Genomic DNA, 22,854 nt, shown 5'->3' with positions numbered 1-22,854 from the left:
TAGTATGGTGAATATCACTCTCAATGCCTCAATAGTTTATGTTGATGGAAGTTGAGAAAGCACATGTGAAATAGTGTGCATTTTTGGGGTGCGCAGCTGACTATTCATTCGTTAATTTGTGTGCCCTCTATTGATAGAGAATTCACTAGCCTGGCGGATCGAATTTAAGTGAGTTCGCGCAAGGCGCTGCCAACCGATCAACAAGTCTTTCCAAAATGGAGTGCGATATGGCTGCCGTTGAAACGAAGATCCTTAGCGCCTTGATTGAACTGCCCAGCGGTGAGCAGATCATGATGCGCGTTGCGGAGCTTTCCGAAATTGAGCTTCCCGAAGGCGCTCGTATCACACTTATCGACTCCGTCACGGGAAAAGCGCCTGAGGCACTTGTTGCCAAGCGCTTGGGCAATGATCTGATTCTCGAGGTGGACGAAGAAGAAGTCGCAACACTGTCCGACTTCTTCTCCACGTCAGGCGTCGCCTTCTACCCTGAAGGTGATTTGGGCCTGGCCCAAGATGCCGATGCAGTTATTACAGCCGAAAGTGCCGTTCTGTCTCGCGATGCCAGCGGTGCCTCCCTGCTGTGGTCCGCGGACGAGGCCGGCACCTCTGCGATGGCCGGCGGCTCCTACACACCCTATGTGCTCGGTGCCCTGGCCGCTGGCGGAGTAGCTGCTGCTGCGGCGGGTAGCGGTAGCAGTGGCAGCTCATCGCCTGCTGCGCCGGAAGAGTCACTAGAGCCCGAGAGTGAGCCAGGTAGCTTCGACGTAGTGCTCGAAGACGGCGTGCTCACCCTGAGTGGTGGCCATATCTACGTCGAGGAGTCTGATGAAGGTGCCAGATTCGTCAACTGGAGCGACTTCTCGGCCGAGGATAACATTCAGCGCGATGGCGACGACGACCAAGTGGTCTTCCCCGAAGGCAACGATCGTGATGTCAAGCTCATCACCGATGACGTCACCTCGGTGGTGATCGAAGACGGCCTGACGCTGTTTGTGAATAAGGCGCTCATTGATAATCAAGAAGCAGACGAGGATCTTGTCATCAGCGGGGAGGGCAACCTCTGGTTGCTGGTGGGCGATATCAATGATCAGGAAGTCAAGGATTTTACCGCTCAACTGAATATTGAACTCAGCGGCGGCTCCCTCACCTTCGACATGCCCAACGATGACTACGAGTTGACCCTGCTGGAAGGCAGTGTAATCAGCCTGGGCGGCGGCACCCTCGAGGTCAGCGATGGCAACATTCGCCTTGAGCCAGGTGTCAGCATCGAAGGGGCCGATACCATCATCCTGAATTCCAGTCTGGAACTTTCCCGGGTGCAGCTTGAAACCTTGGGAGCCAACCAGGTCTCAGGTCAGGGTGAATTAATCGTTACCGTCAATGACGATGTAGAGGCCAACTCGACCTATCAATTCCTGGCAGCAAACAATACCCTATTCCCCGCCGAGAATGGTCCCAGAGTATCGCTGCGTTCCAGCACGGGTACCTTTGAAGACACCACTATTGATATCGCTGATATCGAAGCTTCACTAAGGGAGTTCTTTACCAAACGCACCGATCAGCTGAACGCGGAAATCGATGCGGCTGTTGCCCGAGTCGCCAACCTGGACGCAGCGCTTACAGGCGACATCGCCGAGGTGGCCGGCGACCTGGCCGCCTTGCAGGGTGTGGTGACCACGCTGTCCGGTACGGTCGAAGCCAACAAGACCGAGCTGCAGGGCAATATCGATACGGTTCAGTCCAACCTGGACGCGGCGATCAGCGCGCTGACCGACACCCTGAACACCGAGGTGGCCCGTCTGGAGGGGCTGATCGGTGGCAACTTCGACGATATCATCCAGGTGGCCAACGACCTGGCTATCCTGCAGGGTGCGGTGACCGATCTGTCGGCCACGGTTGACGATAATAAGACCGAGCTGCAGCAAAATATCGACGACGTGCGGGGCAACCTGGGCGAGGCGATCAGGAATCTGACCACGACCCTGAACACCCAGGTAGCCCGTCTGGAGGGGCTGATCGGCGACAACGCCGCCGATATTACCCAGGTGGCCAGTGACCTGGCCGCCCTGGATGGCGTGGTCGCGGCGTTGAGCGGCACCGTCGACGCCAACGACGTCGCTCAGACGGCGGCGCTGGACGCCGCGCGTGCGTCGCTGGAAGCAATGATCGCTGATCTGTCGGACCGCGTGACCAACGAAGTGTCGCGCCTTGAGAGCGAGATCGCCCAACTGGACACCGCCCTGTCGGTCGACATCGCTCAGGTGGCCGCTGATCTGGCTACCCTGCAGGGTGTGGTGACCGACCTGTCGGCCACGGTTGACGATAATAAGACCGAGCTGCAGGGCAATATCGATACGGTTCAGTCCAACCTGGACGCGGCGATCAGCGCCCTGACCGACACCCTGAACACCGAGGTAGCCCGTCTGGAGGGGCTGATCGGCGACAACGCCGCCGATATTACCCAGGTAGCCAGTGACCTGGCCGCCCTGGATGGCGTGGTCGCGGCGTTGAGCGACACTGTCGACGCCAACGACGCCGCTCAGACGCAAGCACTGGCGGATGCGAAGACTGCGCTGGAAGGCATGATTGACGCGCTGTCGGACCGCGTGACCAACGAAGTGACCCGTCTCGAGGGCGAGCTGGCGGATCTGGATAGTGCGCTGACCGCCGACATCGCCCAGGTAGCCAGTGACCTGGCCGCCCTGGATGGCCTGGTCGCGGCGTTGAGCGACACTGTCGACGCCAACGACCTCGCTCAGACGCAAGCACTGGCGGATGCGAAGACTGCGCTGGAAGGCATGATTGACGCGCTGTCTGATCGCGTGACCAGCGAGGTGACGCGCCTTGAGAGCGAGATCGCCCAACTGGACACCGACTTGTCGGTCGACATCGCCCAGGTGGCCGCCGACCTGGCTACCCTGCAGGGTGCGGTGACCGACCTGTCGGTCACGGTTGACGATAATATGACCGAGCTGCAGGGCAATATCGATACGGTTCAGTCCAACCTGGACGCGGCGATCAGGAATCTGACCACGACCCTGAACACCGAGGTAGCCCGTCTGGAGGGGCTGATCGGCGACAACGCCGCCGATATTACCCAGGTAGCCAGTGACCTGGCCGCCCTGGATGGCGTGGTCGCGGCGTTGAGCGACACTGTCGACGCCAACGACGCCGCTCAGACGCAAGCACTGGCGGATGCGAAGACTGCGCTGGAAGGCATGATTGACGCGCTGTCGGACCGCGTGACCAACGAAGTGACCCGTCTCGAGGGCGAGCTGGCGGATCTGGATAGTGCGCTGACCGCCGACATCGCCCAGGTAGCCAGTGACCTGGCCGCCCTGGATGGCCTGGTCGCGGCGTTGAGCGACACTGTCGACGCCAACGACCTCGCTCAGACGCAAGCACTGGCGGATGCGAAGACTGCGCTGGAAGGCATGATTGACGCGCTGTCTGATCGCGTGACCAGCGAGGTGACGCGCCTTGAGAGCGAGATCGCCCAACTGGACACCGACTTGTCGGTCGACATCGCCCAGGTGGCCGCCGACCTGGCTACCCTGCAGGGTGCGGTGACCGACCTGTCGGTCACGGTTGACGATAATATGACCGAGCTGCAGGGCAATATCGATACGGTTCAGTCCAACCTGGACGCGGCGATCAGCGCGCTGACCGACACCCTGAACACCGAGGTGGCCCGTCTGGAGGGGCTGATCGATGGCAACGCAGACGATATCACCCAGGTGGCCAACGACCTGGCTACCCTGCAGGATGTGGTGACCGATCTGTCGGCCACGGTCGACGCCAACAAGACCGAGCTGCAGGGGAATATCGACGCCGTGCAGGCTAACCTGGATGGAGTCAGTCAAGCGCTCGAGGCCAGGCTTGCCGAACTCGCCGACGCCCTCCAGGGCGCCGGCCTGCCCCAGACGGTCGCCGAAGTCACCGCGCTGGAAGCAGGCGACCCGATTCTCTCCAACTACCGCCTCGTCGACAGCGCGTCGAACCTCCTCAATGTCGCCGAAGGCGCTGATCTGCTCACCAATGCCAAGGCCATCATCGTCAACGACGGTGCCGAGCTGACCGCCACCGAGGTAAACGAGCTCGCCGCCCGCGGCGTGGACTTTGCTGCCTCCACCTACAGCCTCACCGGTTCCGGCGCTGACCTGGCCGAGCTGGATGCCGGGGTGCTCAATGGCGCAACGGACATCACTGCCTCCGGCACCACCCAGTATGCTTATGCCGTGGTGCTGATGCGTGCCGGCAACGGCGGCACCACCGAGATCGCGGAACTGTCGGTGAATGCCGGCCAGAAGGCCTCGCTGCAGTACGACGCCAACGACGTGGTCATTGACAAGGTCGTCTCCGGCTCCTTCGTCGAGCGCGTACTTGACCTCACCCACACCCCGATCGAGACCAACATCACCTTCAACGGCCGCAGCGGCAACGAGACGCTGATCCTGCCGGAAGGACCCGACGGCGATGCGCCCGGTGTGCTTGATATCGACATGGGCGCAGGCAGCGACACCGTGGTGCTCTACGGTGGCCCCGGCGCCGACGACAGCCGCATCCTGACGGATGACAGCACCATCGAGCTGGGCAGCGGCAGCAATACCCTGCTGCTGGTGGGCACCGTCGATGTGTCGGCCGCCACCGTCCAGGCCACAGGCGGTACCTTCAACGTCATCAGCCAGGCAGGCTCTGCGCCGCGCATTACCCTCAGCGACGAGCAGCTGCAGGCCGCCGAATCCATTCAGGGTGACGGCGAGACCGTGGTGGAAGTGGTCCGCCGCGCCGATGGCGAAGGCCGCGAAACCGTTAACCTCAGCACCAAGACGGTTTCCGGGGTCAAGACGCTCGAGATCGGCAACAACGTCACCGCCGAACTCTCCTTCGAGCAGGTGCGCACCCTCAATGTCATCGAGCGCAGGCCCGAGACCGAGCAGGGCGAAGACGAAGGCCAGCTCAAGGTCACTTTCGACGGCATCATCAACATCGATGAGGAAGTCGATCTCTCCGAGCTGCAGATCGATGAGACGGCGGGGGCCAATACCCCGACCATCGTGCTGGGCGTTAATGGCGTTCTCACCCTGACCTCCGCCCAGGCCGATGCCCTGGCCAAGGCCGGGGTAGACGTTACCGGCGCCGGCAAGGTGATCATCACAGGCGCCATCGATATCGATGCCGATCTGTCGGCGCTCAAGGCCGCAACGCTGGAGATTGCCGAGCCGATTAGCGTCGCCCAGTCGAATGCCCTGTTCGAAGCTCGCGGTGATGAATTCGACTTTGACTTCGACCTCAAGGACACCGCTGAGAACCTGGCCGACGCCGGCGCCGCGGGTGATGCCGCAACCGACATCGAAGCCACCACCGCAGCAACGGTGGCGGAAGCCGTCGCCATTGCCGCTCTCGCCAACGATGGCGATACCACCTACGACGTGACCGATACCGCTCTCGCCGTTGCCGATGGGCTGGCGGAGAGTGCCGCTGCCCTGGAGGCTGCCGGCAAGATCATCGTCACGACGGCAGAAGTTGACGCCGCCCAGGCGGCAGCGCTCGAAGCAGCTGTCGACAACGCTGACGTCAACTTGGCTGCGGTAGACCTGACCTACACCGTCAGCGACACCATCGCCAACCTGCTGGCCCAGGCCGACGAGGCGTTCGCCAACGCCACCGCCATCGAGATCATCGACGATGTCACTGTCGGTCAGCTCAACAACCTGACCGGGGCCGGCGGCACCCACAACGGACAGGTAGAGTTCGACAAGCTCACTTTTAACCTCAAGGATCTCGACACCGACAAGGCGGCGCTCGGCATCGATGACACCCTGACCGCAACCACCGGCGACGAGCTGCTGATCCTCGGCAAGCTGCTGCGCCTCGAAGACGACGGCTCCGTCAGCAACGTCACCGAGAAGAGCACCCTGGCCGTCGACCCTCGCGCCTTCGTGCTGAAGAACCTGGCCGACGCCTACGTGGGTGGGAATATCAACGGTGAACTGAAGGCAGCCTTTGCCGGTCTGGAAGACGCGCTCGGCAGCGCTGACTTCGGGAGCGACACCGTCGCGCTCGATGTGGCGCCCGGCCTGGGCAACACTGCCATTCACGGCGCCACCCTGGGCACCCAGGCAGGCCGCGGTGACACCCTGCGTTTCACCGACCTCACCGACTTTGCCGCTCTGGATGCGCGCGCTTCCTCGGTCGAACTCGCCAAGAACCTCTCTGCCTATGGCGAGACCTTCGATGACAAGGAATTCCTGTCGCTCAAGCTCAACCTGAGCAACGGCGATTCCATCGCTCTGGTGGATATCGTTGCGCTGGATCTGCAGGTAGGGCCTCAGGGCGAGACCGTCGCCCAGTTGCTCAGCCCGCTGGGTGGCGACGCCATCGGCGAAGGCTCCTACGCTGCACCGATCAGCCAGCTGGGTGATGTGGCCGACCTTCTGGCCCTCATTACCCCCAACCTGCGCTTCGTGATGGACGACGTGAACGAGGCGGAAACCCCGTCCGAACTCGAGACCGCGCTGGCAAGCCTCGCCCAGGCCTTCGATGCCGAAGGTGCCGTGGATCTCGACCTGACCGACTTCGGAGTCCTGGTCGAAGGCCGCCAGCAGGCGCTGCTGAACGACCTGCTGGCCAACCGTCCGCAAGGCGGCTATGCCGATGCTGATGCCGTCATCGATATCTTCGCGCCGCTGGTCACCTTCCGCGAGGCGGTACAGGAGGCGGTCGAGGCAGCCGAAAGCGGCACGCTGGCGGCGGCTGAGCTGACAGCGGTGCGCGACACCTTCGCTGCCCTGGACGGCAAGACCGTCAACGGCGCGGTGGTGGATGGCGACGCCGCGACCACAAGCTTCAATGCGCTGATCGATCGGATCGGCGAGTTGGCGGACGGTCGCTATGCGGCGCTTCAGACCGACCTGAGCGCCAACGACTACGGCAGCTTCACCGCCATGATCGGGCTGTTCGACGAGTTGCTGACCTTCCGCGAGACGGTGCAAGAGGCAGTCGAGGCAGCCGAAGGCGGCACCCTGGCGGCGGCTGAGCTGGAGGCAGTACGCGACACCTTCGCTGCCCTGGATGGCAAGACCGTCAACGGCGCGGTGGTGGATGGCGACGCCGCGACTTCAAGCTTCGATGCGCTGATCGACCGGATCGGCGAGTTGGAGGCTGGACGCTATACGGCGCTTCAGAACGATCTGAGCGCCAACGACTACGGCAGCTTCACCGCCATGATCGGGCTGTTCGACGAGTTGCTGACCTTCCGCGAGACGGTGCAAGAGGCAGTCGAGGCAGCCGAAGGCGGCACCCTGGCGGCGGCTGAACTGGAGGCGGTGCGCGACACCCTCGCTGCCCTGGACGGCAAGACCGTTAACGGCGCGGTGGTGGATGGCGACGCCGCGACCTCAAGCTTCGATGCGCTGATCGACCGGATCGGTGAGCTGGAGGCTGGACGCTATACGGCGCTTCAGACCGACCTGAGCGCCAACGACTACGGCAGCTTCACCGCCATGATTGGGCTGTTCGATGAGTTGCTGACCTTCCGCGAGACGGTGCAAGAGGCAGTCGAGGCAGCCGAAGGCGGCACCCTGGCGGCGGCTGAACTGGAGGCGGTGCGCGACACCCTCGCTGCCCTGGACGGCAAGACCGTCAATGGCGCGGTGGTGGATGCCGACACCGCGACCACGGGGTTCGATGCGCTAATCGGCCGGATCGGCGAGCTGGAGGCCGGACGCTATGTGGCGCTTCAGAACGACCTGAGCGCCAACGACTACGGCAGCTTCACCGCCATGATCGGGCTGTTCGACGAGTTGCTGACCTTCCGCGAGACGGTGCAAGAGGCAGTCGAGGCAGCCGAAGGCGGCACCCTGGCGGCGGCTGAACTGGAGGCGGTGCGCGACACCCTCGCTGCCCTGGACGGCAAGACCGTTAACGGCGCGGTGGTGGATGGCGACGCCGCGACCTCAAGCTTCGATGCGCTGATCGACCGGATCGGTGAGCTGGAGGCTGGACGCTATACGGCGCTTCAGACCGACCTGAGCGCCAACGACTACGGCAGCTTCACCGCCATGATTGGGCTGTTCGATGAGTTGCTGACCTTCCGCGAGACGGTGCAAGAGGCAGTCGAGGCAGCCGAAGGCGGCACCCTGGCGGCGGCTGAACTGGAGGCGGTGCGCGACACCCTCGCTGCCCTGGACGGCAAGACCGTCAATGGCGCGGTGGTGGATGCCGACACCGCGACCACGGGGTTCGATGCGCTAATCGGCCGGATCGGCGAGCTGGAGGCCGGACGCTATGTGGCGCTTCAGAACGACCTGAGCGCCAACGACTACGGCAGCTTCACCGCCATGATCGGGCTGTTCGACGAGTTGCTGACCTTCCGCGAGACGGTGCAAGAGGCAGTCGAGGCAGCCGAAGGCGGCACCCTGGCGGCGGCTGAACTGGAGGCGGTGCGCGACACCCTCGCTGCCCTGGACGGCAAGACCGTTAACGGCGCGGTGGTGGATGGCGACGCCGCGACCTCAAGCTTCGATGCGTTGATCGGGCGGATTGGCGAGCTGGAGGCCGGTCGCTATGCGGCGCTGCAGACCGACCTGAGCGCTAATGACTACGGCAGCTTCACCGCCATGATTGGGCTTTTCGACGAGTTGCTGACCTTCCGCGAGGCGGTGCAGGAGGCGGTCGAGGCAGCCGAAGGCGGCACGCTGGCGGCGGCTGAACTGGAGGCGGTGCGTGACACCTTCGCTGCCCTGGACGGCAAGACCGTCAATGGCAAGATGGTGGATGGAGACGCCGCGACCCCAAGCTTCGATGCGTTGATCGGGCGGATTGGCGAGCTGGAGGCCGGTCGCTATGCGGCGCTGCAGACCGACCTGAGCGCTAATGACTACGGCAGCTTCACCGCCATGATCGGGCTGTTCGATGAGTTGCTGACCTTCCGCGAGGCGGTGCAGGACGCGGTCGAGAATGGTAACGAAGGCACCCTGAGCGTCGACGACCTGCAGGCGGTGGCTGCCACCCTGACTGCCCTGAAGGGCAAGACGGTCAACGGCCATGAAGTGACCGAAGCCGGCCTTGAGGCTGCCCAAGCAGGGGTAGACCGTCTGGATTCCTTGGTCGAGGGCCGCTTCGAGGCGCTGGCGGCGGATTTGGCCGCCAATGGCCCCTACACCAGCTTTGAAGCGCTGTCGGTTGACCTGAACCTGCTGGAAGCCTTCCGCACCGCGGTGCAGGAAGTGGTAGTGAACGCCAACGATGGCGACTCCGCGCTTACCCTTGAGCTCTTCCGTGACGTTGCGGACGCCCTGGGAAATCTCGAGGGCAAGACCTTGAACGGCGAGCCTCTGACCTTTGCACAGGTCGATGCGGCGCTGACTCAGTTCGAAGAGTTGTCAGACGTGCGTCAGGAAGCCATCTTCGAGGCGCTGAACGGCGGCGATTACGCCAGCTTCACCCAATTGCTGCTGGCCGTCGAGCCGGCGGCGCTCTCGGTGGCGCTCGACGCGGTCAATGCGGCAGAGACCGTTGCCGAGATGGCCGCCATTCAGGAGGACATCTTTGTCTACGCCACCGGTGCGTCCGTCGAGGGCTTCAATGCCCTTAACGAGCCGCGCCAGGAGGCGGTACTGCAGGGCGTGATCGACGAGCGCCCCGAGGGCGGCTACCCCTCCGTCGATGCGGTTAGCCTGGAGTTCCAAGCGCAGGTCGATGACATTGAGCGGGTCGACCAGGCCTTCCTGGTCACCATCGATGACAGCATCTCACCGGCCAGCATCGCCTTCTCCGGTGACAACGACGGCCCCGTTACCGTCAATATCGCCGCCAACGGTGAAGCCAGCTTTGTGCGCGGCGATATTCAGGCCTTCGATAGTGCTGCCAATATCTTCACCGCGCGTCTGGAGACCGATCCGGAGGTAGACGGCGATGCCGCCGCGAAAGACTTTATCGTTAACCTCACCGGCACGGCCGCCAACAACGAGTTCGTGTTCAAGGCGCCCGATGCCAACAGCATCGAATTCAACGGCAACCTGGGCGCTGGCACCAACAAGGTTGTGGTGCGCCTGGACGACCCGACGCCGGGTGTTTTCGATACCCGCGAAATCCGACTCGACCTCAGCGGGGTGGAAGGCAACCGCTCCGAGCTGGAATTCCGCTTCCCGAACAGTTCACGCAACACAGACGTGTCTGATGAGAAGGACGAGCTGACCTTTACGCTCGACACCAACATTCTTGGCTTCGATGCCTATACCGTGTTCGCCGGGGAAGTGGAGTTCACGCGAACCGATATTATCGATGGGCAGATCGTTCAGACCGACTTCCTGCCCAGCGGCGTCTCGCCGAGCTTCAGCTCCGGTGGCACCTTTGGCCTGAGCGGTCTGATCAACACCGGGGGCATTCTCAGCCTCACGGATGCGGCGGAAGTGACGCTGCGCATTCCCGCGGACCAGATCGACGATCTGATCGCCTTCCTGGACGACCCGGGTGCCTTCAAGCTGATCGGCAGCACCATCCGTGTCGAAGTGCTGACCATCGAGGACAATACCATCGTCCGCACTCCGCTGGCCGACTATGTTGCTGCGGCCGATGGAGTGAGTGACGAGATCGTCGATCAGGTGTTCGGCGGCTTCGACGCCATCAGCTACTCCGGCCTGGTCAACATCGACGGCGGCCTGTTGCCGGGCGACTACGACTCCCTCAAGGCGCTCAGCGATGCCCTCAAGACGCTTGAGGGGGTTGTGGGTGAGAATGAGAGTGAGGATCCGACAGGGCTGTTCCTGCTGCTTCAGCAGTTGGATACACGTCTGACTGGTGAATTGAATCAGGCTGTTATGGAGCTGGAGGGCTCTATTCAAGACCTGGACGATGCACTCCAGGCGCAAATCGATGACAACGCCGACGACATCTCCGCCAACGTGACGGCGCTGGGTGAGCTGACCACGCTGGTGGGCACGATCACCGACGCGGCGGGCGATGGCTCCAATGTAGGCGCTGAGCTGGATGCGCTGCAGGGCCAGCTGGACGGCATCACCGACACGGTGGTGGCCTATGTGGACGGCAAGGTTGCTGATCTTCAGGGCCAGATCGACGGTCTGACGATTGACGACATCGCGGACCTGACCGGCGAACTGGCCGACCTGAACGCGGCGGTGACTGCATTGCAGACGCTGACCGGTGAGGGCGGTGCGATTGATCAGCGCCTGGTGGCCCTTGAAGGCCAGCTGGACGGCATCACCGACACGGTGGTGGCCTATGTGGACGGCAAGGTTGCTGATCTTCAGGGCCAGATCGACGGTCTGGCTATTGACGACATCGTGGACCTGACCGGCGAACTGGCCGACCTGAACGCGGCGGTGACTGCGCTGCAGGCGCTGACCGGTAAGGGCGGTGAGGTTGACACGCGCCTGGGTGAGCTGGAGGCGGCGATTGACGCCCTTACACCTCCGGAACTGGAAGACTTCGACAGCGAGCCGGAGCTGGTAAGGTCCGTAGAGCAGATCTTCGGCACCACCACCGGCTCCACCACGGTGCTGAACAGCTTCGTCGAGGGCTTCGAGGCGGATACCGCCGGCTTTAAGCCCGAAACGGTGGAACTCACCGTCACCGGCGACCTCACCGTCGCGCAGGCAGTGGCGCTGGCCCAGGCCGGGCTGTCGGTGAACAGCGATAACGTCACCTACAGCATCCGCGATGCTTACACCACCATCCAGTCGGCGCTGACCAACCCGCAGGCCAACGCGGCGCTGGCCGGTGCCGAGGAAGTGGTGGCCTTCGGGAATAACAACCCGAACGGCATCGACATGATGGCCATCGGTGACTCCATCAACCTGCGCATCGAGGCGGAGGGCGGTGATGACACCATCTTCTCCGGCCCGGGTGGGCACACCATCGTTGGCGGCCTCGGTGGCGATACCATCTGGCTGACCGAGGACGAAGGCTCGGAAGACACCATTGTCTACCAGACCATCTTTGACGGTCGTACGCTGCCGGTCACGACGGTGACCTTCTCCAGTGACAGTGATGAGTACCGCGAAGGCTCGGTGCTGACGCTCACCATCAACGGCAAGATCTTCGAGCACACGATAACCACTACCAACCTGCAAGCTGAACAAGCCTTGAAGGAGTTTGCCGAAAAAATCTTGGCTGATCAGAAAGTCGTCGCCCCAGAAGAGGCGATCGTTGGGCTGACCGTGAATCCCTTAACAGAGGCCCAAACCCCTGTTTCACTGGCAGATATGACCGATGGCAAATATGTCGTACCATCGAATTCGATATTTGTTCCTATCGGCGCGGCGGCATTGTTGCTTGATGGTTTCTTCGCGGGCGATCTTGGTCCCGAAGTGAATGGCGGTTCCGGCTTTGAGTCCCTTCTCTTCTTCGCCTCCTTGTTTTCCACCCCGGGTGGCGCGACCTATTCGCTTACAGATGAGGTGTTTGTCAGTGTTCAAAAGCTCGCGGAAATTTTGTCTGACGAAGATGCTAGCTTAGGTAATGAACTTCAGGGTTTTCCTGAAGCTATCGCGATCTCGCCGGCACTCCTGCGCACTATACTGGAGGATTTCTATGGAGACGCGATTCATGACCCGCAGTTCAATGAGATCCTCGCAGAAATCAATCTCAATCTTGAGGCAGATGTCGATCTGCGCGATGCGTTCGTGACGGTTGGGGTCGATGAGAATGATGACCCCATCCATCAGCTGAAGCTACTGGGGCAACTGGACAGGGCCCTGGATGTCGGTTCGGGCAGTGGAGATGGCGATAGCCGCGTCCAACTGATCGAAAATGACGGCCAGAAGACCGAGTGGGAGGTCACCTTCCCGGATACCATCGACGGCTGGCCGACGCGCACGAACGAGGGCAACAACACCCCGTTCGACCGCAGCGTGTCGGTCGAGATTGATGTCGATGGAACGTCCACCACGGTGACGTCCGACGTGGTGTTCAATGGCGGCTTTGTCCTGAAGAACGTGTCCGATGCGTTTATAGGCGGTGACACAGATGGTTTTGAAAAAAGCAGCTTCGATCCTGTTGACATAAACTCTATTCTTGAATTTTTCGACGACCACGAGGTGGTGGTAGACACAACGGAACTTGCCGCCGGCCAGACCCTGAGCATTCACGGGCTGACCATCGGTCAGGATGTCGTTCGGTTTATTGATCATACCGATGTGAACCCCATCGAGGAATTCGCCGGCAAGATTGCGTCCGTCGAGTTTGCGCGCAGCCTGACCAACTATAACGAGGTCTTTGACGACAAGGACCTCATCTCGGTTCGGCTTAACTTTGCCGATGGCGGCAGCATCGAGCTGGTCGACCTGATCGGTGAAGACGCCATACCTGCGGGAGAGTTGGCCGATCTGATCGGCGAAAGGGCCGGTGAGGGCGGCTACGGCTTGCCTGTAACGGACAACGGTCAAACAGAAATGCTCTTGGCTGCGATTAGTTCGAGCATCGGTTTTGGTTTGGAAACGGTCGATTCAAACCTCAAGGAAGTGCTCGCTCCCACTGCCGGTCGCGTTGTCCTTGGCCCCATCCTGAAGCCGGTGGGTGATGACAAGTTCGGCCTGGGCGATGTTCAGGATCTGGAAATCCACCTCGCGGATATCGATGCGACCCTCGAAGCCCTGAAGGCTGCGATCAATGACAACACGGGGGTCAATACCGCTCTGGTGGCGACGGTCGACGACAACGTGCTGACCCTTACGGCCAACGAGGTTGGCGAGAACACCTTTGCCGTGACCGCCGCCGCTGTCGAGCAGAACGGTGTGCAGCAAGTCAGCGAGGTCACGTTCAGCGTCGACGCGGATGACTATTACGAAGGGGGCAAACTGCGCCTTCTGATCGAGGGTGCAGACCCGATCGAGGCCGATATGCTGGCCGGTGATCCCAGCGGCTCGGTCGAGGCCCTACTGCAGGCTGTGCTGGCAGCAAAGCCCGAAGCGATCGAGAGTGTCGACACTGTGGTTGCAGGCGTGTTCGATCCGACAGTGGCGCAGACGCTGGTCTTCGAAGTCACGCTGGCTGACGGTCGGGAACTGCGTTACGAGTTTTTCAACACGGGCACGGGGCCGACGCCGCCATTTGGCAGCTCGCCTGGCTTCGCAACATATAATCTGAGCAATGGCTCTCTGACGATAGACGGGGTTTCCGTTCCGTTGGAGTCGCCGGCGACGGGACTTATGTCGGTGCAGGATGGCGAGATAATCGGCTTGTCCGCGCCGCTTCAGGAACAGGGAAGCGGATTCCCCTATACAGTGACTGTCAGTGACTCCAGTGCGACTGTGTTTCTTGGAACGACACCAGGTGAATCCATCGATGGCAGCGCTTTCCTGGCTTCGGCTCAGGACAACCTGCCATTGACTGCGGCTGGTCCGGGGAAACTCGGTATCCAGTTGACCGCCGCCACCGAAGGGCCGGATCCGTTGCAAGCCACGGGCGAACTGGACTTCGCAGGCGAGTTCCAGCAGGCGACCATCCCGTTGTTTCCGGAGGGGGACTACGCGGTCTTCAGTGACGGCGACGCAACCGACCGTGGTGCGCCGGTGTTTTTCGAAGGCGGCAAGGTCTGGCTGACAATAACGCCGGTGGATGCACAGGGGGCCGGCGGGAACCCGGTTGTGGTTTCCGCAAATATGCAGGGGATTGACCCTGCCACACTCGTATTGGAGGTGGGAAACACCGTCGACGAAGACTCGACAGTTTCGGGAGATACGATCCGCTTGTTTCAACAAATTGGGGGTCCTTTGAGTGAGACCAATTTCTCTGAAACGGTGGATATTGAAAATATCACAACCGTAGCGGACCTTCTCTCGGCATTGAGAGACGTTCCGCAAGTCGCATCGGCAGAACTTGTTGATGGTGCAATCAGAATTGTCGCAACAGAAGAGAAAGTTCAGTTTTTTCTTCAGGTCACAGGAAACGAGGATTTCGTGGTGGGAGACACCACCTTTCCAAAGTTCGACGCGCAGGACACCGCTAACACTCTCTTCTTTTCGACCGTTGCGGGGAATGTCGACCCGGCTCAGGCGCTGGTCAATGCGATCCAGTCAGAGCTACAGCCGGCCCAGTCGGCTCAGCCAGCGCAGATTGTCATTGAAGGCAACTTCAGTGAGGATGATCCACTGGTCACCGAGGCCACCGCCTCGGCCATCCCTTCGGTGGTGATCAACAGTTTTGGTTTTGTGGGTGGCTTTGTCGTGGAGACTACAGGCCAGGATGGATTTTTCATCGCAACCAACCCCTTGTTGCCAACACCACAAATCGGCGACGAGGACACGCCTGCCACCATCGGGCTGCTGCTGGATTATCTTGTTGAGCAAAGACAAGGAAGCATAGTTGACAGCGCCGTTATTGATGAAAATGGAAACATCGTCATAACGGCCACGGATGGTGTTGACACTCTGGATCTGAGTATCACCCTTCCGGCGCTTTTCGGTGGAGTGACCACAACGTTCGAAGGACAAGGCGTAGATGCCGCTGATGCCGGATCCCTTGTCGGTGTCCTGAAAAACGCTGAGGTTTCCGGGAGCGGGGAGATCATGCTCACCGCCGCAACCCCCGGCAAGCAGCTTTTCACCGTCGAGGACGTGCGCCTGGATTACGCCGGGGTGACCCAGCTTGCCACGGTGAGCCTGAGCGATAGCGGGAACTACACCACGGGCTCGCAAGGGGACGATTTCGCGACCAATCTGACGGGTCGTGATGCACCGTCGGTGTATTTCGAGGGTGGCAAGGTCTGGCTGGAGATTGAATCTGGGGACGGGCAGGAGACGGTCACCGTGAGTGCGGACATGGTCCTGTCCGCCGATCCGGCCAAACTGATCATCAACGTTCCGGATATTGAACCCACGACCAAGGTGGACGGTAGTTCCTTCCAGCTTTACCAGGTGATCGACGGCTCCAATGTCGGGGAAGGGTCAGTAAGTCTCTCCGGCATCCTAGATGTATCGGAACTGTTGAACGTGCTCGAGCAGCAGAGCATCATTGATACTGCCAAGCTGATCGACGGCGGCATCGAAATCACCGCAATGCCGGGCATTGGCCAGTTTGCCTTTTCACCGATGGGACGCAGCCTGAAGATCGGTGAAGGGACGGATGAGACGGAAATTGCCGCCCAGATTCGGTTTTCCTCTCTTCCCGTTGACACAAGCGAGGTGTCTACCGCCGAAGCGCTGGTGGAAGCGATCAATGCCCAGACCGGTGTCGGTGGTGCGCTTGAAAACCTGATTGCCGCGGCAACGCAGGATGGCACCACCATCACCCTTGAAGGCGCCAATCCGGGTGAGCAGACATTCTCTGTCAGCGATATCCGGCTGGATTATCAGGGCGCCCAGCAGGCTGCCACGGTGGATTTCAGCGGGTTCACGCCGTTCGCCAGTGGCGAGGTGTCGCTGACGATCACTGAAACCGGAGGGCAGGGGCGGACCGAAACCTTCTCGGCGGCGACTGTTGACGATCTGGTCACGGCGATCAGTGGTGCAACGGGCGGAGTGAGCCCCGCAAGAGTCGCACTCGGGTCAGGTCTGACCGGCACCGAAGACGTGTTCTTCGACGATGGAATTTTTGGTCCCGATTTCAGGGTGTCGTTGACAGTAACCGTCGACGGAACTGAAGCCAATTACACTTTGGGCGTGGCTCCAAGTGATGATGATGTAAGGTTCTTCTTGGAGAAAGATTTTGAAATTGTCGAGAATGTCTCTGGTCCGGCGTTGGAGACGTCACTTTCCGATTTTGTGTCGTTCTTCAACCCGCTTCTAGAGGAAGATGCGATAACGCTGGCTGTGAACGAAGGCAGCCTGGTTGTCACGGCAAACCCGGTCGGCGCCGAATTGGTCGAGCTAAACGCACGTGTGTCTGGCGATCGCGGAAGTGTTATCGGCACTGGTACCGAAGGTAGCGCGACCAGTACCGCGGGCGGGTCGCTTGACGGCCTGATCAGCGCAGTCAGCAAGGTCGGGAATGAGATCACCCTGGTTTCGGCCGACTCTGTGCGCGAGCAGTTCACGATCAGCGCCGGCACCTATGATTTGGATGGCCAGCCCGAAGAAACCACGGTGACCTTCGCCTCCGGTGATGCCGCGTACTTCGAGTCGGGCATCAACAGCGACACCGGGAAAGTGTCCATCTCTGTTGGTCAACAGGTCTTCACGGTAAACATGCAGGACACACTTGAGGGTACCCTCAATGCACTGATGGATGAGCTCGCCACCGGGACAGGCTTCGGCGCCAGCCGGGGTCTGGAGTCGAACCAATTCACCATCACCGGGGATGCAGGCAATTTCGCTCCGTTGAACATCACTGCCTTCCAGTCGAAGGACGCTGTCCAGCAGGTCACGTCGTTGAGCATCGACGGCTCTGACGATGATTACTTCGCCGGTATCGGCCGTGAGGTTTCGGTGACGATCGCCGGTGTGGAGTTCCTGATCGACGGCGACACCCGCCTAGAGCTGCTTGAGGATCTGGAGGCAAAGCTCGAGGCGGCGATTGATAATGATACCGATGGAACTGGTATATCGAGCGTTCTCGACATTGCAGGTATCAGCCTGAGTGCGGGCGATACACCGACCCTGACGCTGACGGCAAAAATTGGCGGAGTCGATCCGCTGAACGTCACGGGGTTGACCCGAGCTGATATCAACGAAGATGAGTCCACAGAGCAGGTTATTCGGGTCGGTTTCGACAGTGGTTTCGTCGAAGGGCTGTCTGTGGGCGAGACCCTGCGGGTTGAGTTTGGCAATACCTCTGCCGAGTACACAGTGGCGTCTAATGACACTGCTGCCGCCATCATTGAGAAACTGGCAGAAGATGCGGCAGCCAAGGGTGCCATTGAAATTGCCGTTGATACATTCAGTGGTGAAGCGGGCCTGTATTTCATTACCGTGACGGCGGCTGTTCCGGGCGCGAATGTGTTGGGTACGGTTGCCAGCGGTGCGGCCAATACCGTCAGGGCGTTCAGGGACAACGGCACAAGCATCGAGCTTGGTCCGGAATTCACGGCGCGCGAAATCACCCCGGGTAAATTCGAGCCTGCAACAGACTGCACGGCAGATGTTGGCTCGATATCGTCTGTTACGGATGGAGCGAACTTCATCGAGCTGGACACCATTACTCCGAACATCGATCAGACTGCCAAGGGGGTTGATACTGAGAACGCGGACCGCACCAATCCGGCGGACGATTCCGGATTGTTCGGGGATGCGCCGACATTCAAGCCCGTGGCGGATGCGGAAGATGCGGCACCCGATGGCAATCATCGTGTCTTTGCGCCGGACGGCGGCGGGATCGTGACTCTGGGGCCGGTATACGTAGATTCGGAGGGTGACTTTGTCGTTGGGGACATCACTGATCTCTCGGATTCGACTAAGGATGCGTTCGTCATCAAGAACAAATCCGATGTTGACGATAGCCCCGACAGTCCGATCAGTGAGTCGTTCGCTGCCGAATTTGGCAATGATGAGGTGCTGATCTCGGCCAGTGCACTCGGCTCGGGCGACACGCTGAAGATCTACGGGTTCACCCTGGGTACTGATGCCGGGCGGGGCGATCTCGTGCGCTTCCTTGGCCTGAAGGATGATGAAGATCTTCTGTCGCAGATTGAGTCCGTGCAGTTTGCGAAAGGTCTGACGGCCTATGCCGATATCTTCCAGAAGCGGGAATTCATCTCGCTGAAGCTCAATCTGGAAGGTGGCGGGTCCATCGAGTTCATCGACCTGATTTCTGCGACGGCTGCAGGCGAAACGGTGGCCGATCTTGCCGGAGAAGGTGCTTACGGAACTCCGGTTGATGATTCCAACAACGTCGCCGAGCTTCTGCTCCTGATCGCGCCCAATCTGGCCTTCGGTCTGGATGGCGTGCGACAAACATTCGAGAACCCCGGCGACTCCTACACAGCGGACGCTTTCTCTGCAGCGGAAGGCACGACGGGTAACGGTAATGCCACACTGCGCGGCGATGACGCGGAAGACCAGGCGGTGCGCCAGAGCTTCGTCAACCCGGAGAATGGGTATGAGGCCACTCCTGACTCGCCCGTGGAAAACGCTGGGGGCAGCACCGACGGCGACGGCACGCTGTTCGGCTCGGCCCCGGGTGTGATCAGCGAGGACGGGCTGACCACGACCTTCCTGAGCGGCGTGACCGAGCCCGGCAGTCCGGAAGACGGCGCGGAGACGCTCTACACCGAGGACAGTGATGGGCGGGATCTGACTGCCTTGATCAATGCCCTGAGCGTCACGGCCGGGGCCGACGCAGAGGTCGACGATCAGTCGGTCGACACTGTCCGGGAAGGCTTCGATCCGTTCGAGTGGGGCGATGGCGAAGGCGAGGCCGAGGTCACGGTGCTGTCTCTTGGCAACGCCGAGCCTGACGTCATCCACAACTTCCAGGTGGATCAGGACCTGATCGTGCTGGAGGGGGCGCTCGAGGCCAGCACGAAGGTTGGTCAGGTTGAAGGTGTCGTTTCAACGTTCGCCTTTGCAGATAACTTCCCATTCGACCTCAGTAATGATGAGTTCGGCTTGATCACCGGCGCTGCCAGCGGCACGGATCTTGGTGATGCCGGTGCGATTGCTGATCTTCTCAATAACCACTTCAGTTTCTCCTCAAATGCTGAAAGTGAAGAGATCAATACCTCCATCTTCGCTATTACTGGCTCGGACGACGACAGCCTGACTGCCATCTGGGCGCACGAGCAGTCCTCTGCCGATGACGGTACCGTCGAGGCGGCGGAGCTCTACAAGCTGGCCCTGGTTAACACGGTCGGTGGCTCGTTCTCGCTGGACAACTTCGGTGCCGACGAGAAGGAACAAAACATCGTTTAACCCGATAGCGGGTCGCAGAAAGTAGCAGTACTCATCAGGGGCGGCACGTGTGCCGCCCCTTTTTTTTTTGACGGGTAATGGAGCACGATGATGCCTGAACCAGCGATCAACCCGCGCCTGCTGCCGCTTTTGCAACAGGCGCTGCCCCGGGCGCTGGCCGGCGATGCACAGGCCGTGATCTCGCGGCTGGTACAGGAGGCCGCGGCGGCGCAGATCCCGGCTTCGGACCTCGCCAGCGGCCTGTGCGGTTCCGCCGAGGCGGTGCAGGCGCGGGATTCCGCGGTGGCGCTGGCCCTGGCCCGGGCCGCCGTGGCGGCACAACCCACGCATCTGAGGGCGCTGCGGGTGGCGGGTCGGCTGGCCGAAGAGCTGGGTGACCAGGCCGCCGCGCGCGATGCCCTGGGCCGGGTGCTGGCTCACCCCGAGGCGCCGCCCACCGATGTGCTGGTAGCGGCGAATGCGCTGGTGCGGCTGGGCGATCAGACGAGTGCCGTCCGCGCGGCCCGTAAGGCCTTCGAGGCCCTGGGCGAGCCTTTGGCGTGGGCCTCGACGGTGCTCTATATCGCCCAGCGGGTGGCGGATTTTGCCTGGCAGGCGCGTTTGACCGAACAGCTGCGCGCGGCCCATGCCCGGGGGCAGACGGTCGAGGCTCGGGAGCTGCCGCGCTCGCACCTGCTGTGGTGTGATGATCCGGCCATCAACGGCCGGGTGATGGCCGCCTGGTCGTCGCGGGCCCTGCCCAGGGCCACACCGCTGCCGCCCCTGGATAGAGCAGCGGCGGCGGGGCGGCCGCTGCGGCTGGGGTATCTGTCCAGCGATTTTCGTGACCACCCCACCGGCCATCTGCTTTTAGGTCTGCTGCGTCGGCACGATCCCGCGGCGGTGGAGGTGCATCTGTTCTGCAGCGGCTGGGACGATGGATCCGCCACCCGGCGCGAGCTGGCACGCCATTGCGTTGGCTTTCATGGGCTGTCGGGCCTGGATGACCGAAGCGCCGCCGAGCAGATCCGGGAACAGGGCATCGAGGTGCTGGTGGAGCTGAACGGCCCCACCCGGGCCCAGCGCATGGGCATTCTGGTGCACCGGCCGGCACCGGTGCAGCTGGCCTGGCTGGGCTGGCCAGGCACCCTCGCCAGCCCCTGCGTGGACTTTCTGGTGGCGGATGCCGGGGTCATACCGCCCGGGCAGGAGGTGGATGTCAGCGAGCGGCTGATCCGGCTTTCGCCCAGCTATCAGCCCCATGACTTCGCCGACCGGGAACCGCCCCTGGTGCCATCCCGGGAGGCACTGGGCCTGCCCGTCGGGTCGCCAGTGCTGGGCGTGTTCAACGCCGTCAACAAGATCACCCCCGATGCATGGGCCTGCTGGATGCGCATTCTACAGGCGGTGCCGGGCACCGTGCTGTGGCTGCTGGACCCCGGCCCGGTGGCCTGGCAGCGCCTGCAGGCCGCTATCCGGGAGGCAGGACTGGAGCCGGCGCGTCTGCGGCGAGCGCCCGCCCTGCCGCGGGCGGAGCACTTGGCGCGACTGGGCGTTTGCGACCTGATGCTGGACCCCTGGCCCTATGGCGGCCATACCTCCACCACCGAGGCGCTGTTCGCCGGCGTGCCGGTGCTGGCCCTGGAAGGGCGCAACTTCGCCGCCCGGGTCAGTGCCAGCCTGCTGCGTGCCGCCGGGCTGGACGCGCTGGTCACGCCGGATGCCGCCACTTATGAGGCGCGGGCGGTGCAATGGCTGCGCGACCCGGGTGCACTGGCACGGCTCAAGGCGCGCCTGCACGAGGAGCTGCCCCGGTCGCCGCTGTTCGATATGGCGGGGCGAGCGCGCCAGTTCGAGGCGGCCTGCCGGGCGGCGCGGGATGCCTGGCTCAACGGCGAGGTGTTTCAGGATATCGATGCCGCGGCGCTGTGCGCCGAGGGCGGTTGGCGTGCCGTAGCGGCCGGCGCCGCTGCAACGGCCGCTGCCTCTCGCAACGCCCAGGCGCCCCTGGTGGTCGATCTGTATGTGCCGTCGCACTCCTACGGGCTGACCCACGATGCCGAGGTGCTGGAAGAGGCGCTGCAGGCCCGACCCGCCGGCCCCGGCTTGCGGGCCCGGCGCATTCCCGTGCCGCTGGCGGTGTCCGAGGGGCGCGAACCCATGGCCTTTCCTGGCGGCCTGGGCCGGCTGGGCCAGCTGGCGATCTTCATCGAGCGGGTGTTCGAGGCGGATTGGCTGGCCGGCTACCGGCATCGGGCGCTGCTGGTGAACCCGGAGTGGCTGGAGCCGCCAAGTGCCGCCGCCGCGGCGCACTGGATCGATACCTTTCTGCACAAGAGCCGGGCCGCGATAACGGCGCTGACAGAAGCTTTCCCGGAGCAGCGCCATGTCTATGTTGGCTTCACCTCGAAAGACCCCGGGGTGCGCGTTAACGACTACCTCGCCTTCAGCCACTTCCGTGGCCGCTCGCGTCGGCGCATGACCGGCGAGATTCAGGCACTCTGGCAGGCCTGTCCGGAGCTGCCGACGTTGTGGCTGCAGGTCCGCGGCCAGGACGTTCCCGGCAACGGTGCGGGCTGGCAACGCCAGGGCAATATGCACCACTTTTCCGGCTGGCTGGCGCCGGAGGCCTACTTCCCGGCCCTGGCCCGGGGCGGCATCCAGCTGTGCACCTCCCAGGTGGAGGGCTTCGGCCACTACATCAACGAGGCGCGGGCGATGGCGGCGCTGGTGATCACCCTGGACGCGCCGCCGATGAATGAACTGATCACGCCGAAGAACGGCATCCTGGTGCCGGCCAGGCCGGCACATCGTCAGGCGCTGGGCCAGGTGTATCAAACCAGCCGCGACCGGCTGAGCGAGGCGGTGAATCGTGCCCTGGCCATGCCGGAAGCGGCGCGTGCCGAGCGGGGACGCAGAGCGCGCGCCGACTTTCTCGCGCAGCGGGAGGCCTTTCGCTTGCGTCTGGCACGGTGGGTAGAGGAGATCGGGGTGGAACCGTCGGCGATCTCTTCATCTCACCCATACATCGGCTAGGGTTTTTCCCCAGCCGCCGATCATATTTCAA

Annotated in this window: 2 protein-coding genes; both read left to right on the top strand. The window is 62.1% G+C overall.

Features of this window, described 5'->3' with window-relative positions:
• Window positions 1–227 precede the first annotated feature (227 nt).
• Window positions 228–19,808 carry a hypothetical protein gene (locus ECTOBSL9_RS13760; protein WP_063465522.1) on the top strand — a complete coding sequence of 6,527 codons (19,581 nt, stop codon included), beginning with the start codon at window positions 228–230 and terminating at the stop codon, window positions 19,806–19,808.
• 90 nt (window positions 19,809–19,898) lie between these two features.
• Complete coding sequence (locus tag ECTOBSL9_RS13755; RefSeq protein ID WP_063465521.1) at window positions 19,899–22,823, top strand: hypothetical protein; 2,925 nt, start codon at window positions 19,899–19,901, stop codon at window positions 22,821–22,823.
• The last annotated feature ends 31 nt before the right edge of the window (window positions 22,824–22,854 follow it).

Origin of the sequence: Ectothiorhodospira sp. BSL-9, from assembly GCF_001632845.1 — a bacterium.
GTDB lineage: Bacteria > Pseudomonadota > Gammaproteobacteria > Ectothiorhodospirales > Ectothiorhodospiraceae > Ectothiorhodospira.
This window is presented reverse-complemented; position numbering and strand designations above follow the sequence as displayed.

Bases quoted from the DNA above. Each gene is read 5' to 3' on its own strand.
- ECTOBSL9_RS13760 (WP_063465522.1), top strand. From the start codon at position 228: ATGGCTGCCGTTGAAACGAAGATCCTTAGCGCCTTGATTGAACTGCCC.
- ECTOBSL9_RS13755 (WP_063465521.1), top strand. From the start codon at position 19,899: ATGCCTGAACCAGCGATCAACCCGCGCCTGCTGCCGCTTTTGCAACAG.